Consider the following 19,195-nt stretch of genomic DNA (forward strand, 5'->3'; position numbering starts at 1 on the left):
CTCTAGATCTACGCCCTATAGATCCACGTGCTTTAGATTCACGTTTCTACAGCTACGAATACTGAATCGTCTCCTTGCTCGCCGTCGCCCGGCGAATGATCCACGTCACGATGAGACAAATCAGTAACAAGAAAAATGCGATAGCACTTCCATATCCAAAATCATAGGCACGGAACGCTGTCAAATACATGTAAGATGCCATCACCTCACTCGCTCCATTTGGCCCACCGCCTGTCATGACATAGATGAGGTCAAAATATTTCAAGGAGCCGACGACGGCCAGCACGATCGTCACCTTGATAACCTCCAGCATGAGCGGGAGCCGGATGCGCAAGGCAATTTGCAAAGACGTTGCACCGTCAATTCGTGCGGCTTCCTCCAGCGTGGAGGGGATATTCTTCAGTCCAGCATAATAGATCAGAATATAAAAGCCCGCATATTGCCATAAAATCGGTACGAATAGCGCATACAGCACAAGATTAGGCTCGGCCAGCCATGCTGGTGGATTCGCGATCCCCATCGTCTCCAGCAGGCTGTTCACAATCCCGTTCGTCGGATGGTACATACGCAGCCAGAGCTGGGCAATAGCTACGGAGGACAGAAGCATCGGAATCAGATAGATTTTACGAAATAGATTGGCCCCCTTAATCCGGGAAGCCAACACCATGGCTACTGCCAGATAGATGATTAGACTTACTGCCGAGAATAGTGCGAGCAGCAGCGAGTGCCATGCACTGGCCCAGAACTTGTCGTCGGTGAGCAGTGCTGTATAATTCTCCAAACCGATAAAAGTCAGAGCCCCAATCCCATTCCAATTATGCAGTCCATAATATGCGGTAAGGAGGATCGGTATGTAGACGATTCCCAGAATGATGAGCAAGGCAGGAAGTACATACAAGGTAATGATCTTCTTGTTGGACATGACTTTATCCAATATACTCAGACTCCTTTCTCCGTGCTGGCCCTTGGCAGGTCGATATGGTGACCATACTCCGCCAAGCGCGACCCGGCAACATGCCGGATCGGATGGCTCAGTCGGATCATAACCTCTCAAGTGTTGAACTGATTATTTCCACAGCAGAGCGATTGATATCAGGTGATTCTGGTGTTAAATATCAACGATGTCTAGAACAAAGACCGAATAGCGAGTTATTTCTGCCCGGAATTGCTCTTGGCCATCGCCGCATCATGCTCCTCGGAGAATTTCTCAGGGGTTGCCGCCTTTCCGAATAGGGCCTGAATCATATTCAGGTGTGTCTCAGCCGCATTGGCCTCCATCTGCACATCTGCAAACAATGTAATGCTGCTCGCCTGATTCATTTCTTCGAATAGCTCAATGTAAAGCGGAGGCAGTTCGAGCGTATCCGTATTTACTTTCGTGGCCGGGATGACGCCTGCACCTGTCACAGACTGCTCACCCCACTCACTCACGAAATACTCAACGAATTTCTTCGCTTCCTCCTTCACCTTCGAGTTCTCCGAGATGAACAGCCCGACACCTGGTCCGCCAACCCAGCTATTGATATTACCTTTGCCATCAGAGGCAGCTGGAAATTTGAAGAAGCCCACACTGTCACGGAATTGCTGTGGAATCTCTTCGTTCGTCGTAAAATTCGGCAGCTCCCAGGTGCCCATCATGTACATGGCTGCCTTGCCATTGAGGAACTCGGACTTGGCTTCTTCATTGGACAAACCGTTAAAACCTTTTACAAAAGCATTCATATCCACCAGCGTCTGTACCTCATTAGCTGCCTGAAGTAATGCGGGGTCGTTGAAGCTATTTTTTCCTTGAATGGCACCTGCCAGTGTCTCCTGGCCACCAAGCCGGTCAGCCAAATACATATACCACAGTGAACCTGTCCAGCGATCCTTGTTACCCAGCGCAATCGGAGCCATCCCTTGATCCGCCAACGTTTTCACTACATTCTTGAACTGGTCATACGTCTCGGGTACCTCCACACCATACTGTTGAAAGATTGCTTTGTTGTAATACACAGGTGCAATATTGAATTCCAGCGGCAAGGCATACGTCTTGCCATCCACTGCATAAGCCTCCGTCGTGCCCGCTACGAACCTGCCATTCAGCTCTCCGACGAGCAAATCATCCATGGGTGTGAACAGGCCTCCTTCTACATATGGTTTCAGAAATCCAGCAGCCCAAGTGACTCCCACATCCGGCAGTTCATTTGAGGCGGAGAGCACCTTTAGCTTGTTCTTGTATTGCTCATTATCGAGCACCTCCTGCTTGATCGTTACATTCGGATGCTCCTTCTGATACTCGTCAATAATTTGATTCACGATTTTGTTCTGTCCTGCGGACACGCCTGCTGGCCATAAATGCATGAAGTTCACCGTCACTTGATTGCCTTCATTGCTGCCTGAGCCTTCACCTCCAGAATCACTACCTGCACTACCACAGCCAGCTACAACCAAAGTAAGGCACCAGATGAGGAGAAGAATCGTCCACTTTTTGTTGAACATGCATACAACCCCTTTTCTCATGTATAATTGCGGGAAATGTAACCGCTTCACCAAAATTGTAACAATGTGCTACCCTCGAGATAAGGTAACAACGATTAGGATTAATACCACTATGATTAGAATATTTCAGTACGGATTAGATCTGCTTATCAGGGTCGGACAGACTTTGACGATATTGACCTGGGCTTAGCCCTTCCAGACTACGGAACACCTTCACGAAATACCGAGCCGTCTGGTAGCCTACCTGCTCGGCAATCTCTGCTACTGGCATGGATGTACCTACCAGCAATTCTCTCGCCCGCTGGACACGTCGGTGGGTGAGATATTCGCTGAACGTAAGTCCGGTCTGTTCCTTGAATAGCACGCTCAGATAGCTTGAATTCATATGTAATGCATAGGCTGTCTCACGTAGTGATAAGGGGTCCTGTAAATGCTGATCAATATATCGAAGCGCCTCCTGCACCTTGGTCACATAGGCCTTCTCCTGTCCAGCTGTCTCCAGTAGCTTCACATCAATTAACTGCTCCATGCGTATAACCCGCTGCATATTCTCTTCTTTGGCTAATGCCGCTTCTACCGCGCCTACGAGCTGTTCTTTATCCAAAGGCTTCAGCAAATAGTCCACTACACCAAAGCGGAGTGCCTGACGGGCCAATTCAAATTCAGAGTAACCGGAGATCACAATAATCGCTGGTGGACGAGACCTGTGATGAATGCGTTCAATCAGCTCCAGCCCGCCTAGCTCAGGCATACGGATATCGGTTACTACCAACTGTGCTTCCTGTGCCTGCAGCCATTCCAGTGCCTCTAAGCCGCTGGCAGCAGTCTCAATCCGGCAACGCCCAGAGGACCAGGTGCTTATGGTCTTTTTAACCCCTTCACGTGTCCTTGGTTCATCATCTACGATCAGAATTGTCTTCATATCGCTTCACCTCTTCTACTTCCTCCAGCATGATCAGGGATTTCGAAGGATATCGTCGTGCCATGTCCTGGTTCGCTTTCTATCCGTAGGCAAGGTCCACAATTGTCAAAAAATAACCGCAGACGCCGCTCGACATTGGCAAGACCCACACCACTACGTTTATTACTCTCTGTGTGCGCTGCGCTAAAACTAGCATACAGCTCCTCCACCTTATCCCGGTTCATGCCCGGACCATTATCCGTTACCGAGATGAGCGTATGACCCGGACGTTGAGCAGGAATAGCGCGTACGACGACTTGTCCGCGCTCCAGACGCTGCTCCACACCATGCCAGATGGCATTCTCGACGATGGGCTGAATCAGGAGCTTCGGGATTAGCAGGCGCTGGCTCGCCTCGTCTACCTCCATGGACCAGGAAAGACGATGCATGAGACGCATGTTCATAATGACCAGATAACGTTCGACATGCTCCAGTTCTTCACGAAGCTGGACCCACTCATCGCCCTCTCGGCGATGAATAACGTAACGGAACAATCCGGACATCGCCACGACAATACGGGCCAGCTCTTCCTCTCCACGTTCATCCAGCTCCCAGCACAGCGCCTCCATCGTATTGAACAGGAAATGCGGATGGATCTGCGCCTGAAGTGCCTTCAGCTCCGTTCTGCTCTGGAGGATTTCCTTCTGGTAGACGACCTGGATCAACTCATTCAATGAATCTACCATCTGATTATAGGAAAGACTGAGCTCCCGAATCTCAACCGTTCGTGAGCTGAGAGGTATAGGATTCATCGTCCCTGAGCCTATTCCCCGCATTCCTCGAATCAAATACCGAATCGGCCGAATGAGCATGGTCGTCAGAATAAAGCTCAATATCAGAAACAATACGGCTCCAATCAGCGCAGATAGCAGGATCGACTGGCGTAGTACTGGAACCCATTCTGTCGTATAGTTCACCGGTGTCAGCATGATCAGCCTCCAGCCAGTGGGCTCCAATTCGTTGTGTACAGCCACATAGTGCTCTTTCCCGAGCTGTAACGTCCCCTGATCCCGCTCAGCTGCAAAAACATCTGCGGCGTCCACAGCAGAGACAGAATTCGCCGATAGCACATGCCCTCCCTGATCATATAGCCATATCCCTTCCCTAGTGACGGTAGAGAAGCTACTCGTAGCATCCGTTAAAGTGAAGTAGGCCTTATCTAATCGAATATAAAGATATCCACTGTGAGTGAAGGATTTCTCGACCAGACGTATTCTCCTTACTGCTACAACTGCACTGGCATCAACCGGATCTTCACCGAACCAGACCAGCTGTCCCTTCCCCGCATCAGCCTGCTGAATCCAGTCAGGAGGGAGCCTGTCCACGAGACTTCCATCATCCAGAGGAAGTAATCTACGATAATTACCTGTATAGATCTCCAGTGACTTGATGTCTGTAGCATAAGCTTCATATTTGCTAACCTCACGCTGGAGCTGCTGGCGATTTTCGAACGATAGAGCACTGCCCTCCGCCTCCTGCATCAGCAGGCGCTGAACTGTAGCATTAGTCGATACCTGCGCCGTCAGCGTATTGACCTGATTCAGCATCGCTTCCAACCTGCCCATTGTCTGCATGGAGGTCTGCTGGATGTGACGCTCAGCACTGTTGCGGAGCAATACGGACACCTGCTTATACACAATCATCCCGATGAAAATAAGTACAATGACCATTACGAGCATAAAGCCAAGAAAAATCTGATTCCGCAACGTATTCAGACTGTTGATCCATCTATACACGCGCCTGCACTCCTTTCCAATAGAACATCCTTATTCACGAAAGCAAGGGAATATGGCAGCACAAAAAAGCCTCCTTGCCTCCAATGTGCCGGGCAGAAAGGCTTTATTGTCTATTTCTCCAGCCAAAGGACTCGTCCGCCAGCTGTGGTCAATGGGAGGCGAGCAAGCTAAGCACGCCTACAAGGGACCCTCGCGCTTTGATCCACACAAACATCAGAACGAACCCGCTCTATTTATCTGCCTGTGGGGTGGTTATACCTTGCGAGCTGATGAAACGCCGGCTTGGGGAGATGGGACTCATCGAACAGGAACGGCCAGTTTTTTCGCCCCCGTACTGGAAAATCATCCAGCCATGTATAATCGTCTGCTGCCCCCCAGAAGGTTACAGACGACACATGCTGGCGATACTCCTTCAGCAGCTCGAAGACGTCCGCATAGCGGCGAGCCTGCAACTCCAGCATTTCTTCGCTCGGTTGTGTAAGATCCTTACGATGATCGTCGAAGCGATACATGGACATATCCAGCTCGGTGATCTGCAATTGCAGACCAAGCGAAGCATATCTTTCGATGGCTGCGCGGATTTCCTCTAGACCTGGCTCATAGAGATTCCAGTGCGCCTGTAGCCCTACTCCATGAATGGGTACACCCTGCTCCAGCAATGATTGAAGAAGCTTATGAATCTTCCGGCTCTTCTGCGGATCGGATTCATTATAGTCGTTATAGAACAACAGCGCGTCTGGATCAGTCTCATGCGCGTACTCGAACGCTTTTGCAATGAAGTCTGGCCCTGCAATCTCCAGCCAATGCGAGGGACGAAGCAGCTCGTCTCCTTCATCCGCAATCACCTCATTGACCACATCCCAGGCGTAAATATCATTTTTGTACCTGCTCATAACGGTTCTAATGTGAGATTTCATGCGCTGCAGCAAGGTCTCCTGATCCACCCTAGATCCGCTATGGCTCTCGAACATCCAATCAGAGGTCTGATTATGCCACACGAGTGTATGGCCTCGCATCTTCATGCCATGCTCGCGTGCGAAGGAGACGATACGATCTGCGTCCTCGAAGGTATATTCGTCCTCTGTCGGATGTACACTTATGAACTTCATTTCGTTCTCGGCGGTGATACTGTTGAAATGCGTCGCTAGCAGATCACGCTGCGTATGAATGGTTCGTGTGCTCACTGCCGCTCCAATCAGAAAGTCGTGTCTGAATTGCTCCTGAAACAGCTCCTTCAGCTTAGGCACTTGGCCCTTGTACTGCGACATCTAGATCGCCTCCTGTAGCCTGTATATTTCGAGCGGATAAGCTTATGACAGCATGCATGCTATCCCTTGACGCCGCCCAACGTCATGCCCTTCACAAAATATTTCTGAAGAAACGGATATACGAGAATGATTGGCACGCTTGCTACAATGGTCATTGTGGCCCGAACCGAGGTCGGTGTGACCTGATTGACTCCACTCTCAGATCTGGCGAACTGACTGGCATAGTCATTCCCAGAATTAAGCGAGGAGTTGGAATTTTGCAGAATCTTCATCAGCTCGTATTGCAATGTGCTAAGCTCACCGTATGAGGAATTATACAAAAAGACATCGAACCAGGAATTCCATTGGAACACAGCCGTGAACAACGATACTGTAGCTAGTACCGGGACACATAGCGGCAGGACAATTCGGATGAACGTACTGAACTCGCCAGCTCCGTCGATACGTGCGGACTCCAAAATGCCCTCAGGCAAGCCCTCGATGAAGGAACGAATTACGATGACATTAAATACCCCGATCAGTCCTGGAATGATATAGACGGCGAACGTCCCCAGCATACCGAGCTCACGAATGAGCAGAAAATTCGGAATGAGGCCTCCATTGAAATACATGGTCAAAATAAAAGCGATGGATACAAATTTGCGCAGAACATACTCCGGGCGACTGATCGTATAAGCGACCATAGCACAGCAGAATACGGAGGTGAGTGTGCCAATAATCGTCCGCAGCACCGAGATGAGTGTAGCGTGAAAGATAGTCGCTTCCTTGAAGACATACTTGTAGTTCTCCCAAGTAAACTCTCTTGGCCACAGATAAATACCGCCTTTGACCGAGTCATTCGCATCATTAAGCGATACCGCAAGTGTATTAATAAAAGGATACAACGTTACAACGATCAAAAATGTCATGAACACGATGTTACACGTATCGAATATCCGATCCGATGGTGATTTGAACCGGGCATGCATACGCGGTGCAGCGGATGTCTTCGCCATAGCGGTCCTCCCGTCGTTATTGTGCCAATTTCACTGTTACACTATCTTACCTGCCACTCCAAGCTTGCTCCCCTATCTGCCCTCATGAAGAGCACCGTCTCAAACCGAGACGATTTGTATGTTAGAATAGCCTCTCACCACCAAGCCGCTTCGCGATATGATTCGCACTGAATAGCAGGATGAAGCTGACGATCGTCTTGAACATCCCTGCAGCAATTGAGAGCGAGAAATTCCCCATCTGAATCCCGTATTTCAGTACGAAAATATCGAGGTTCTCCGAATAATCTACGTTCATGCCATTTCCGAGCAAATATTGCGGCTCAAAGCCTGATTCCAGCAAATTACCGATATTCATGATAAGCAGGATGATAAACACGGGCTTAAGTCCCGGAAGTGTGATGTGCCATATTCGTTGAAAGCGCCCGGCTCCGTCCATCTCTGCTGCCTCATATTGTGCCGGATCAATCATCGTCATGGCTGCGAGATAGATGATCGTATTCCAGCCGACATTCTTCCATACCTCCGAGGCTCCTAGAATCCCCCAGAAATATTCACCTTTGCCGAGCCACAGAATAGGCTCCTGGATCAGGCCAGACCACAAGAGTAGCTCATTAACAATTCCGCCGTCAGCGGATAGCGCAGTTGAGATAATGCTTGCCGCGACGACCCAAGAGATAAAGTGCGGCAGATAGCTGACAGTCTGTACGAAGCGCTTGAACATAATGTTGCGCAGCTCGTTCAGCAGAACAGCAAGAATGATTGCCGTCGAGAAGCCCAGAATCAGATTAATGAAACTCATGGCAAGCGTATTGCGCATCACCCGGAAGAAATGCTCATCCTGAAACAAAAACACAAAATGCTGTAAGCCAACCCATTCCTGGTCAAAAATTTTCTTCGCTGGCTTGAAATCCTGAAATGCAATTGTCCAGCCCCATAAGGGAAGATATTTAAAGATGAACAGCCATATCAAAAAAGGAATTGACATGAAGACGAGCGTTCTCTGCTGTAGCAGCTTCTGAAAAAATCCCTTTCGGCTAGCTTTTACTTCCGTTAAGGTCTGATGCTGTACAGGCTCCAATGAATTCGCCTTATTCACAGCTTCTACTCCTCTCTCTCCCAAAATCCGGTGTAGCCCCTCTCATGCCTTTTGAAGACATATCTTCACGATATACCGGGAAGCCCCTCTGTACGGGAGATCCCGGTGGGCCTGTGAGCACTCGTTTATTTGCCCTGCACTCTGTCGATCTTTTTTGCTATCTCTGCAGTAATGAACTCCTCGTAATCCTTGACACCCAGCTTGTCGAATTCGGCAATGTACTCATTCCAGATGCCTTCGAAATCCGCTGGATTGGCCAGTACCAGGCGTGGGAAGTATTTCCGCTGCAAATCGCTCTTCTTCTGGGTGAAAATCTGTGCCGGGGAGCCCTGTACCATAGGAATGCTCCAGGCCGGGAACCAAGGACGCTCATCAGGTGCGGCAAACAATTGGGAGAAGGATTCGATACCATAGGCATCCAATATCTTCTTGTCGCCCTCGGTATAGGACATCTGCGCTACCTCGGGTTGACGCCCGGCACCCACCGAGTTGCCATCGGGGAGCGTAGAGCCGCTTCCGTACCGTGGCCAGCTGTACTCGAAATATTTGAAGCCGAAGGTCTCACGGAATGCCTCGGCATTGGTCTGGACAATCTGTTCTGGCGTGCGGTAGAAGCGACCGCTCTCATCAACAGAATAGGTCTCGTCCTTGATGCCCCACTGCGATAGAATCTGATTCTCATCCGTCAGCAGATTATCGAAGAACTTAATGATCCGCTCTGGATTCTTGGCGCTGACCGAAATGCCAACCCCACGGTTGTTGATAAAGGAAGGTGGATCCAGATACTGATCCTTAGTGTTCTCGTCAAATACGATAGGCAAAGCCATATATTCCAGATCATCATTGCCAGAGGCTCTGGAGGCTTCACGCAGATTGTTCAGCGCTTGCCCGGCCTGCCATCTGTAATCGAAGAAGCCAAGCACCTTACCAGAAGCCAGCTTCGCCAGATATTGGTCATAGTTGTCTACGAAGGAGGACTTGTCGAACAGCCCTTCCATATTCAGTTGGTTCAGTTCCTGCAAATACCGCTTCGTAATGTCATCATCCGAGTAATCGTTCGCCTGATGCGTCTGCATATCAATAAGGACATCGCCCTCGTTAGGGTAGCCAGCCAGGTGCATTGGCGGATTCGTAAAGGCAAAGAATTTATCCTGTGTGGTCAGTGCCAGGTAGCCAGTCAAGCCCTCGCCTGGATGCTTTTTGACATAATCGCGAATCAGGTTCAGATACTCATCCAGCGTCTTGACCTTCGGGTAGCCAGCCTCCTTCAGCACACGGCGCTGAATCCAGAATGCTCCCTGCTCCACATTCGGATCGGAGATAAATTCACCTACGACCGGGCTCATAGGCAGGAAATAGATGTTCCCATCCTCGGCCTTCATGAGATTATAGTACGGCTCATAGACCCGCTTGATATTCGGACCATACTGGTCAATCAGATCGTTAAGAGCAATGAAGGAGCCTGAGCTGACCAGCTTGTCAATGGAATCCCCAGGTACGATCACGTCAGGATAATCGTTACTGGCAATAAAGGTACCTATCTTCGTATTTTCATCACCTACAAGATGCTCCATTTTAAAGTTGACGCCGGTCTGCTCCTCCAGCATTTTGCCTATCGTCGTTTCGTTAGTATTTTTGTCTTTACCAGCTACGGAGTTGAAATAAGTAAAGGTGACCTTGTCATCCGGTCCGCCATCCCCTTCTGCCGATTGGGTTCCTTTTCCGCTACAGGCAGCGAGTAAGGATACCATCATCACCATTGTCAAACAGCCAAGCCAAAGTTTCTTGTACATGCTCTGGGCCGACCCCTTTCGCTTCTGGTATTTGAAAGCACTTTCATTATATGGGAGCCAATGACACATGTTTACCCGCCAATCTTTAGAGGATACTTAGAAAACTATAGAAGCTGTACCTATGACGTGGCTATCCACCTGCCCAAGGCCCGATCTGAACCTTTCAGACCAAATTAAGCTTCCAGAAGCTTCAGAGGAATCGAAAGCTGGATGCGTGTTCCCTCCCCAAGCGAGCTATCCATCTGGAATTGAAATTCTATGCCGTAATACAACTTTAGACGATAGATGACATTCTGAATTCCGATCCGCTCCCCCATCTGCGTTTCTGAATCCACATAGCTATGGATTCGCTCTACCTGCTCCCGTGGCATCCCGGCTCCATCATCCTGAATGATGCAGATCAGATGATCCTGCTCACGCTTCACAAGTACACGAAGGCTGCCGCCAAGCTTCAGCGGCTCAATACCGTGGATGACAGCATTCTCTACGAATGTAACGATGGACATCTTGGGGATTAGCCACTCTCCTTCTTCTACAGGGGAATCGACCGAATATTTAATCTTCTCACCGAACCGGTAGCATTGAATTTCAAGGAAGCAGTGTACAAAGCCAAGCTCCTCCTTGAGCGTGACCATATCCTTCTTCCACACTAACGAATTGCGCAGCAGCTTCGCGAGATGATGAATGATTCGTGCGGTCTCATCCTCATCCTTCATCAGGCTTCTCATCCGGATCGTCTCCAGCGTATTGAACAGAAAATGCGGATGGATCTGGCTCTGCAGAGCATTCAACTGGGCATGCCTCCGCTGTAGCTCCAGATCCTTTTTCTGAATATCAGCCACATATACGTCGTTAATCAAGCTCTCGATCCGCCTTGTCATCCGGTTGAACTCATCGGTCAACTGCCCGATCTCATCTCGCGCCTCCGCTCCTTCAATCGTAGCGTAATTCTGATGCTTGACCTGCTTCATATGCTTGAGAATTCGTACTAGCCGTACATTAAGCGATTGACTAATCCAGAGGATGACCATTGTCGGCAGCAAGAAATTCAGACACGTAAGCACCACAATGAATCTGAGCGACTGCTGGACATCACGTAGAACTACATTTTCGGGAATATGAGCTACCAGGGTCCAGGTATTCAGATTATTCGTGCTGAAGGGCTGCGTCTGGAAGGTGATGTATTTCTCGTCATGCGTGATATGACTATAAGGAACACTTGACTTCAGTACATCTACATTCGGGTCCGTTGTATATTCGACCTTGCCACTGCTGCCTAGCAAATAGATTTTGCCAGGAATATTGAGATTGCTCAGAATCTGCCGGATGGCATTGGTCTGCATGTCGATCTTGAGGTATTTATCATGATGATCCTGAGAAGTAAAGTAGTCCATTCTGCGCACAACACTGAAGCTGTCCAATTGCCCGAATTGGCCTGTTCGCAAGACCACCGGCTGGGAGGAGGGGTTCTGTGATACTTGTTGGTACCAGCTTTCCTGCTGTACATCGTAGTCAATCAAGTTGATCCCTCCCGAAGGAAGCAATGTGGGGTTATCAACATACACCGTAATCTTCTCAACTGAGTTGTATACCGCACTGCCCGAGTTAAGGATACGACGCAGATATGAATCGTAAGCTGCGACATAGTTAGCGGGATCTTCATAGACGGTATCCACAATCTCGTTCAGTTGAATATCGGTGTAGAACACAGATGAAACCTCCGTAGCAGCTTGTAGCTCGCGACTGAACTCATTTTTCATTTGCTCCAGTGCCACACGCACATCCTGCATTCGTTGCTCTCTAACACTGGTGGAGGTGACCTGATAGAATACCAGGTTGGTAATCAGGATGGGCAGGAAAACAGCCAGAAAATACATCAGGAGCATTTTATCGCGAAGGCGAACGTGATTCAGACTAAGCTTCATCATGCTGTCCCTTCCGCAAGGTGCTTGCCATGTTGCTATCTATGGTGCCATTAGCGTTACCGGCCTGATTATCGTTAGCAACGTTATTAGCATTAATAGACTCATTGGTCTCATTGGTCTCATTGGTCTCATTAGTTTCATTAGTTTCATTGGTCTCATTGATTTCATTGATCTCATTAGTCTCATCAGCATGATCCCTCATCCTGGCCTGGGCTAATCCAGTCTCATTCAGCAAGCGAGTACGATACTCGGTCGGTGTAGAACGCTCCATCTTTTCGAATTGGGTCACAAAATAATCCGGATTGGCAAAACCCACGTGCCCCGCAATCTCATAAATACGAAGATCCGTCTGACGCAACAGGCGTTTGGCTTCACTCACACGTAGCTGCAGTAAAAAGTCATTGAAATAGATGCCATATGTTTTTTTGAACAGCTGCCCGAGATAGACTGGATTCATATAGAACTTCGCTGCAATGCTCTTGAGACTAATATTATGATGAAAATGGGTCTCGATATAGGCTCTGATCTGTCCAATACCGCCCTTCTGCTGCTCACGGCGAAGCTGAGCAATATAGTGTGCGCTCTCTACAGCAAATGCCGTAAATAGCCTCTTCAGCTCTCTCAAGGACAGATTATGGTCATGCCAGATCATCATCGCTTCAAGACTGGCTAGCTGGTCCTGCTGTCCACCCATCCGATTCAGCACTCGCACGACACCAAGCACACATTGGTTAATGGCGGTCTTCACCGCTTCAGGCGCGTACAGCTTGCTCTGGAATGAGTGAAACAGTTCATGAATTGTCTGCTCCAGCTCCTCAAATTGTAGCTCCTCGATCTGCTCTAGCAGCTTCGTATACAGACTCTCCTCCAGACCAATATAGTGCAGCTCCAACTTGACAGTGTCCTCGAAGATGACAATACCACACTCATCATAGACATACTTGTACTGCAAGGCTTCCTTCACAGAAGCATAGGCTTGCTGCATTTTATCCAATCCTTGGACGGGCTTACTGAAGTACAACAGTACTCTTCTTTGCTCTCCACTCAGAAGATGCTGCACCTGAACTGCAAAAGCCTGCAGATGTCCATCCATCGACATAATCATCCGCTCAGGTACGATAACTCCGATCCGATTACGATGCTCATGCAAATATAACGGATGGTCGCTCCCTATGACCTCTCGTAGTGCCAGCTCGACCTGCGTCTTGAGCGCCTCTCCATCCGATTTGTCCCCCACGCTGGGACGAATGAAGTCATGATCATTCAGCTCCACAAAAAGATAATACAGCCGCTCACTGGGCTGTAGCTGCAGTCTGGATTCCCATTCCCGCAGCAGTACACTATCCACCTCTCCCATAATGAGGGACTCCATCAGACTTCCTGACAGAAGCTGATTCGTTCGATGGCGGACCTCGCGTTCTTCTGCCAGCCGCTTGCTCAGACGAATAAGAGCATCGCTCAGTTCGGCTTCATCGATCGGCTTCAATATGAAATCATGCACACCAAAACGTACAGCTTGCTTGGCATAATTGAATTCATCATATCCGCTTACGATCATAAAATAGGGATTGGCCGTTCCTTGCGACTTGACCCGCTTGATTAGCTCCAGACCATCCAGCACTGGCATACGAATATCCGTGATGACCACATCTGGCTGTAGACGCTCAATGATTTCCAGTGCATCCTCTCCATTGTCCGCCTCTTCCACGATTTCAAACCCGCAGGCCGTCCAATCCACCAGCTTCAGTAGTCCTTTGCGCGTGAATACCTCATCATCCACCAAGATCACACGGTTCAAATGCACGGTATACCCCTCTTCCCTCATCCTTATAGTCGTTCACCTCGATAGGCAAACGCTTTCATTTCTAATTCTTTATTCTATCTACATAAAAGTCAACATATCTCAGATGCAAGTCATTAAGTATATTGAGTATGAGTATGAGTAGCATGGGTACGTGTAACATTGGTATGTATATGCCGGAGCAATCTTCAACTATTCTTTCAATGGAGCCTATTGAATCTATGAAATGAATTACAGCAACCACAACAACAGCTAAAAACCGTCCAGGACTTTTTGACTCCAGGACAGCTTTTAGCTTTTAGCCGTTAGCCTTTGAATACAATCTCATCTGCTGGCCCAGTTACGCTCGTACAGCTTCATACAGATCACTTGTAGCACGATATCCCTGGTTGCACTTATACAACGCAGCTTCACTTGGCTATACCACCTCAATGCTATAACCTGACGGTATATAATGGACCGAGACATCCGGAAAGTCATCTTGCAGCCCTCTAGCAATCGCTGCCATTCCTGGCTCCTCACTGACGGCGTGCCCTAGTAGGAACAGGACCTTCCCCATGCCCTGAGCAATACTGTCCCCAACATACTCCGGTGTCTCCCATTCGGGACCTTCACCGATCATGAGCAGCTCCACCCCCTCATCCTGAAAAAGTGGAATCGCATGTGCCCCACTACCTCTGTATCCCACAGTAATGCCGATACGTCGGCAGAGGGACTCATGATCGCCAATATACCGAAGATATGGTAAGTGCAGCTTTTTCTTGATCAGATTCGCTATCACTGCTACTGGTAATGCTTCAGGTAACAGCACGATCGTTGAGGTCGACATCGCCGAGATGACATAGGCTTCCCAATCGAGAGCCGTCACCAAGCTATGCGTTATGATATCAGGGCTATATCGATGTGGAGCATCGTGATGACGATAAATAACAATCCCCGACGAATGTATCAACTCCTGCTTGGCTTTGTATACGGGATCTCCAATCAGTTCAGCCGAAGCTTGGATTCGATGACTATAATAGATACCTTCGTGTGTAATCAACAGATTGGCATCAAGCTCCAAAGCTCGTTGTATAACGTCATGAGATGCACAAAAGGTAACCGCTATTCCCCTTACGAATGTATCTGGTGTACCAGCCAGCAATCCATCTACGTTCTGATCCTGTTGTGCCAGTCCTTCCCATCCTGCAGTCGGCTCTGCTAGTCGTTGAATGACATCCTGAACCGTAAGCCTCATTTGCAGCCTCCCTCACCTTTACGATTGCGTGTAAATCTATACCGAATCTCTCCCTGCGGAGCGGCGGAATTGGAACCAGCCGAAGTCAAACTGACTACCAGGCAAAAAGAGAAAGGTGACCTTCTGCATGCCCCGAATCGGCTCCAGATGAAACATCCGTTCTGTGTAATCATCCGATTGATGGAACTCCACCAATTGACGATGCTCCTGATTCCCATCATGAAACCGCAGATGTAATGTATTCTTATCAATTGAAGATCGGCCATAGAGAATAAGCTGGTCTGCTCCCTCCTCCTGAAAATCCATATGCAAATATTCCAAGGAAACATTATTGCCTATGCCCTCAACAAAATCACCTGTGACTGTAAAGGTATCGCCATAGATGTGATCACTAGCGGCTGCCGTATGGCGTGCAAAAGCCCGATTGATTGGCTCGAAGGAGAAGCCCTTGATATGGACCTTCTCCTGCAATACGAAGCAGACCGACGTAATTCCCCGCAGCGGCTGGGACAGCACATATGTCTCCTCCTGATACACGTTCCAGCGTGATTCCTTTTGATAGATGACATCGGCCAGCATCGTGCTGCCCGCTTCACCAGGCATACCCTCCCATATTTGCAATGCATAAGGATCACTTGACAGAGCAAAGATGGGGATCGTGATCGTATCTGCTCCGAGCGAACCGAAATCCAGCTCATGGAAGCCAACCTGTGTCTCTCCGTCGCGGCTAGTCGCAACCCCCTTCTCGTTGCCATTGCTGAGGTCGCCTTGGCTATAATCGTACAGTCCTGCAGAAATGAATTCATAGGGATTCTTGAAAGCGGGTCCCAATCCTGTCCCCGTGAATTCCAGCTGTGACATAAGCCTGATATGCTCTGTCCCATTACGACTAGTACAACGTACGCGGAAATCCCCATCTCCGATTGCGATAACAGTCGCACTATTCCCCGCCGGGACGATGCGAGCCATGTTAGACACAATTCCGGCTTCATTGACGACAGACCATTCCAATTCAGGATAGGTGGCATGTGGGGGATGGAGCTCGGCGCGGACGATCACTGCACGAGTCATTGGATCAAGCTGCTGCCCTCCCTCGCTGATCAACTCGATTTTACGAACAGGAATTTCATCCTTGCAGCCCGTCACGATTGGCAGATCTTCATTTCGCTGTTGCGCGTCGATTCTATCTAGCTCGCCTGAATCGACAGCTGCTACGGTGTTCAGCAGTATAGACACAGTAGGCAAGCCTGGTGATGATACACGAAGCTGAATTGACCCAGCTTGTAGAGTTGATCCTATGATCGCCATTACCTTGCCGCTGAACAACCGTCTGCTCCTTCCTTTATAAGGGTCATAGTCTGTACTATCCCCATTGTCCAGTCCCAGCAGCCTACCTGCCCCTGTTACCTCTACGTGGATGCGATTGTTGGCATTTTCTACAATACGTCCGTTCCTATCTTCCATGGCAATCTCAACAAAGATCAAATCGGTACCGTTAGCCAACATCGACTTAGAATCAGCATGCAGGACAATACGTTCAGGATCTCCGAAGGAGGCTCTTGTGTCTGTAGCAAGTACATGCCCGTTGTCGTCATATGCAATAGCCACCAGTTCTCCCGGTTCATATGGAACCTTCCACCAGCCGAGCAGCTCATATCCCTGAGTATGGTCAACGTAGTGGATACCCAAGCTTCTTCCGTTCAGACGCAGCTCGACCTTAGGTGCATTGGAGCAAACACGTACATCGATCATCTGACCGGGATTGAAATCCCAGTAAGGAAGCAGATGAACCATGGGGTTCGTCCGATAATCCGTCCATGCAGCTTGATAAATAAAGTAGGCATCCTTCTTGAAAGTAGCTGTATCCAGCTGTCCGAAATAGGAGCTCTTCGTATGATATGGGGTAGGTTCGCCAATGTAATCGAAGCCTGTCCATATGAATTGGCCCAGCGAGAAGGGAGTATCCCGCTCAGCCACAATGCAAGCCTCGGCTGACCTAGCTCCCCAACTTGTAGGGCTGTTGCCCAGCGAAGAGCACTGTCTGTCGTCTTCCGTAAGAATGGATTGCTCATACGGGAAATGATACACCCCTCTACTGGATACGACGGAAGCCGTCTCACTGCCATAGATGATCCAGTCGGGATATTGCAGATGATGGGCAACATAATATTTATCGCCATAGTTATAGCCAGCCACTTTGACAAGGTCAGCACATTTGCGGGCATTCTCCCAGGGCATATAGTTCGACCCAATGGTTACGCTTGCATTTTGCCGTGGATCGTGCTGCTGCACATACTCCATCAGTCTGAGTGTAATCGCCTGTCCTCGCTCATCCGCATGCGTATCATAGATTTCATTGCCGATACTCCACAGCATCAGACTAGGATGGTTACGGTCTCGCCGAATCCAGCTCCTGACATCCCGTTCTGCCCATTCCCCGAAGAATCTGGCGTAGTCATAAGGTGTCTTCGAACGCTCCCACATATCGAAGGCCTCCGACACAACGAGCAGGCCCAGCTCATCCGTCAACTCCATAAGCTCCTTGGCGGGCATGTTATGTGCGGTCCGGATAGCATTCGCCCCCATCTCCTTCAGCAACCGCAGTCTTCTTAGCACCGCTGCCTTATTAAAGGCTGCCCCCAGCGCACCCAGATCATGATGCTCGCATACACCATTCAGCTTCATCCGCTTCCCATTGAGCAAGAGTCCCTGCTCAGGATCAAGCACGATATCACGAAAGCCGATAGACTGGCTAATCGTCTCCAGCAGCTCTAGCTCAGAGGTCGCTCCCTGCGTCATAACCTCGGCCTGACCAGCATGTAACTGCCCGTTAATCGCCTGAGAAGGCAACCTGTGAATTGTAGTGATAAGCTGATACAAATGCGGTGTATCTGGGCTCCACAGTAATGGGCATTGTACCTGCATGGTTAGCTGGCTGGTAATGACTGGACTGGTCTGTGTATCTATCAGCTCGCCTTGCCCGATAGGATTTTGTATAGCTGCAACCACCTGTCCGGCCTGCCAGAGCGTATGCGTCAGTTGAACGGCATGACTCAGCCTGAGCTCTGTCTCTATGTTCAATTGCCAGAACAGGTCCTCCTGCTTGGTAGACACATAGATGCCATCCGTTACGATGTGGCTTGGCCCTCTAGTCTTCAGCCAGACGTTGCGATAGATGCCTGCACCCGAATACCAGCGGCTATTAGGCGCCTGATGTACGACTTTGACTACAAGCTCGTTATCCCCTTGTACGAGTGCATCCGAGATCACATGCTCAAATGCCGAATAACCATATTTCCACTCCCCTACAACCTTGCCGTTGACGTATACATATGAGTCCATATAGACCCCATCGAAGCACAGAACGAGCTCTTGCCCATCCCAGTCCGGGCTCCATGATATTACCTTGCGATACCAGCCAATGCTGTCCTCGTAGAGCTCTTGGGTATTGTAAATGAGCCAATCATGGGGAATGTCTACCTGTTCGAAATTCAATGCATTCCAATCGGTTGTACCCAGACTGCTCTTGGCGAATGTCCAGCCTTCGTTGAAGCGTACCTTGCTGTTCACAGTGCATACTCACATCCTATGTTTAGTATTCAGACTAAAATAGAGAACTATGACTATTCTCAAGCAAAGAGATTTGATCCTTCTACTATATCACGCCATTTGGTAAAAGATGTATTTATATGACAAGTTCTATATTTCTCAAAGGATTATCTTTATGCACCGTCTGTAAAAACCGGCTCGGATCATATCATCTCCTGCATTTGTGATTACACATTCGTCTACTTGGAATAATTTTCATGTATTGATTTACACAAATCTCGACTTACGTTTACTTTGCAATTACGAAATCTTTCTATACTAAAGCAGATATATGGCCATGAGCTAGAATAAGG

12 protein-coding genes are annotated in these 19,195 nt (G+C 49.0%); all 12 read right to left on the reverse strand.

The features are described from left to right. Positions 1 to 52: 52 nt before the first annotated feature. Complete coding sequence (locus D328_RS0102260; RefSeq protein ID WP_018883322.1) at positions 53 to 934, reverse strand: carbohydrate ABC transporter permease; 882 nt, start codon at positions 932 to 934, stop codon at positions 53 to 55. 215 nt (positions 935 to 1,149) lie between these two features. Then, on the reverse strand, positions 1,150 to 2,481 hold the full coding sequence (locus D328_RS0102265; RefSeq protein ID WP_018883323.1) for an extracellular solute-binding protein: 1,332 nt from the start codon (positions 2,479 to 2,481) through the stop codon (positions 1,150 to 1,152). A gap of 136 nt (positions 2,482 to 2,617) precedes the next feature. Next, the gene (locus D328_RS0102270) at positions 2,618 to 3,403 is read right to left on the reverse strand and encodes a response regulator transcription factor (RefSeq protein WP_018883324.1); all 786 of its coding nucleotides are present in this window, start codon (positions 3,401 to 3,403) and stop codon (positions 2,618 to 2,620) included. Next, positions 3,400 to 5,178, reverse strand: a complete 1,779-nt coding sequence (locus D328_RS0102275) for a sensor histidine kinase (protein WP_018883325.1) — start codon at positions 5,176 to 5,178, stop codon at positions 3,400 to 3,402. The genes D328_RS0102270 and D328_RS0102275 overlap by 4 nt, the downstream gene beginning before the upstream one ends. A 233-nt stretch (positions 5,179 to 5,411) precedes the next feature. Then, positions 5,412 to 6,446 (reverse strand): endo-1,4-beta-xylanase, encoded by a 1,035-nt coding sequence (locus D328_RS0102280; RefSeq protein ID WP_018883326.1) that lies wholly within the window; start codon positions 6,444 to 6,446, stop codon positions 5,412 to 5,414. Between the two features lie 59 nt (positions 6,447 to 6,505). Further along, positions 6,506 to 7,441 carry a carbohydrate ABC transporter permease gene (locus tag D328_RS0102285; protein ID WP_018883327.1) on the reverse strand — a complete coding sequence of 312 codons (936 nt, stop codon included), beginning with the start codon at positions 7,439 to 7,441 and terminating at the stop codon, positions 6,506 to 6,508. A gap of 121 nt (positions 7,442 to 7,562) precedes the next feature. Next, complete coding sequence (locus tag D328_RS0102290; protein ID WP_018883328.1) at positions 7,563 to 8,537, reverse strand: ABC transporter permease; 975 nt, start codon at positions 8,535 to 8,537, stop codon at positions 7,563 to 7,565. A 125-nt stretch (positions 8,538 to 8,662) separates the two neighbouring features. Next, the gene (locus D328_RS0102295; RefSeq protein WP_018883329.1) at positions 8,663 to 10,330 is read right to left on the reverse strand and encodes an ABC transporter substrate-binding protein; all 1,668 of its coding nucleotides are present in this window, start codon (positions 10,328 to 10,330) and stop codon (positions 8,663 to 8,665) included. Positions 10,331 to 10,503: 173 nt separating this feature from the next. Then, on the reverse strand, positions 10,504 to 12,255 hold the full coding sequence (locus D328_RS0102300; RefSeq protein WP_026280973.1) for a sensor histidine kinase: 1,752 nt from the start codon (positions 12,253 to 12,255) through the stop codon (positions 10,504 to 10,506). After that, a complete protein-coding gene (locus D328_RS0102305) occupies positions 12,245 to 14,059 on the reverse strand; it encodes a response regulator transcription factor (RefSeq protein WP_018883331.1) in 1,815 nt (604 codons plus the stop codon). Before D328_RS0102305 ends, D328_RS0102300 begins: the two co-directional genes overlap by 11 nt. 415 nt (positions 14,060 to 14,474) lie before the next feature. Then, positions 14,475 to 15,293, reverse strand: a complete 819-nt coding sequence (locus D328_RS0102310) for a Nif3-like dinuclear metal center hexameric protein (protein ID WP_018883332.1) — start codon at positions 15,291 to 15,293, stop codon at positions 14,475 to 14,477. A 36-nt stretch (positions 15,294 to 15,329) separates the two neighbouring features. After that, the gene (locus D328_RS0102315) at positions 15,330 to 18,863 is read right to left on the reverse strand and encodes a glycoside hydrolase family 2 TIM barrel-domain containing protein (RefSeq protein WP_018883333.1); all 3,534 of its coding nucleotides are present in this window, start codon (positions 18,861 to 18,863) and stop codon (positions 15,330 to 15,332) included. Positions 18,864 to 19,195 lie beyond the last annotated feature (332 nt).

It is taken from the genome of Paenibacillus massiliensis 2301065 = DSM 16942, assembly GCF_000377505.1.
GTDB classification, from domain to species: domain Bacteria; phylum Bacillota; class Bacilli; order Paenibacillales; family Paenibacillaceae; genus Paenibacillus; species Paenibacillus massiliensis.

What these genes read in the sequence shown, in the direction of transcription:
- D328_RS0102270 (WP_018883324.1), bottom strand. Translation starts at nt 3,403, where the DNA reads ATGAAGACAATTCTGATCGTAGATGATGAACCAAGGACACGTGAAGGG.
- D328_RS0102285 (WP_018883327.1), bottom strand. Translation starts at nt 7,441, where the DNA reads ATGGCGAAGACATCCGCTGCACCGCGTATGCATGCCCGGTTCAAATCA.
- D328_RS0102295 (WP_018883329.1), bottom strand. Translation starts at nt 10,330, where the DNA reads ATGTACAAGAAACTTTGGCTTGGCTGTTTGACAATGGTGATGATGGTA.
- D328_RS0102310 (WP_018883332.1), bottom strand. Translation starts at nt 15,293, where the DNA reads ATGAGGCTTACGGTTCAGGATGTCATTCAACGACTAGCAGAGCCGACT.
- D328_RS0102300 (WP_026280973.1), bottom strand. Translation starts at nt 12,255, where the DNA reads ATGAAGCTTAGTCTGAATCACGTTCGCCTTCGCGATAAAATGCTCCTG.
- D328_RS0102280 (WP_018883326.1), bottom strand. Translation starts at nt 6,446, where the DNA reads ATGTCGCAGTACAAGGGCCAAGTGCCTAAGCTGAAGGAGCTGTTTCAG.
- D328_RS0102265 (WP_018883323.1), bottom strand. Translation starts at nt 2,481, where the DNA reads ATGTTCAACAAAAAGTGGACGATTCTTCTCCTCATCTGGTGCCTTACT.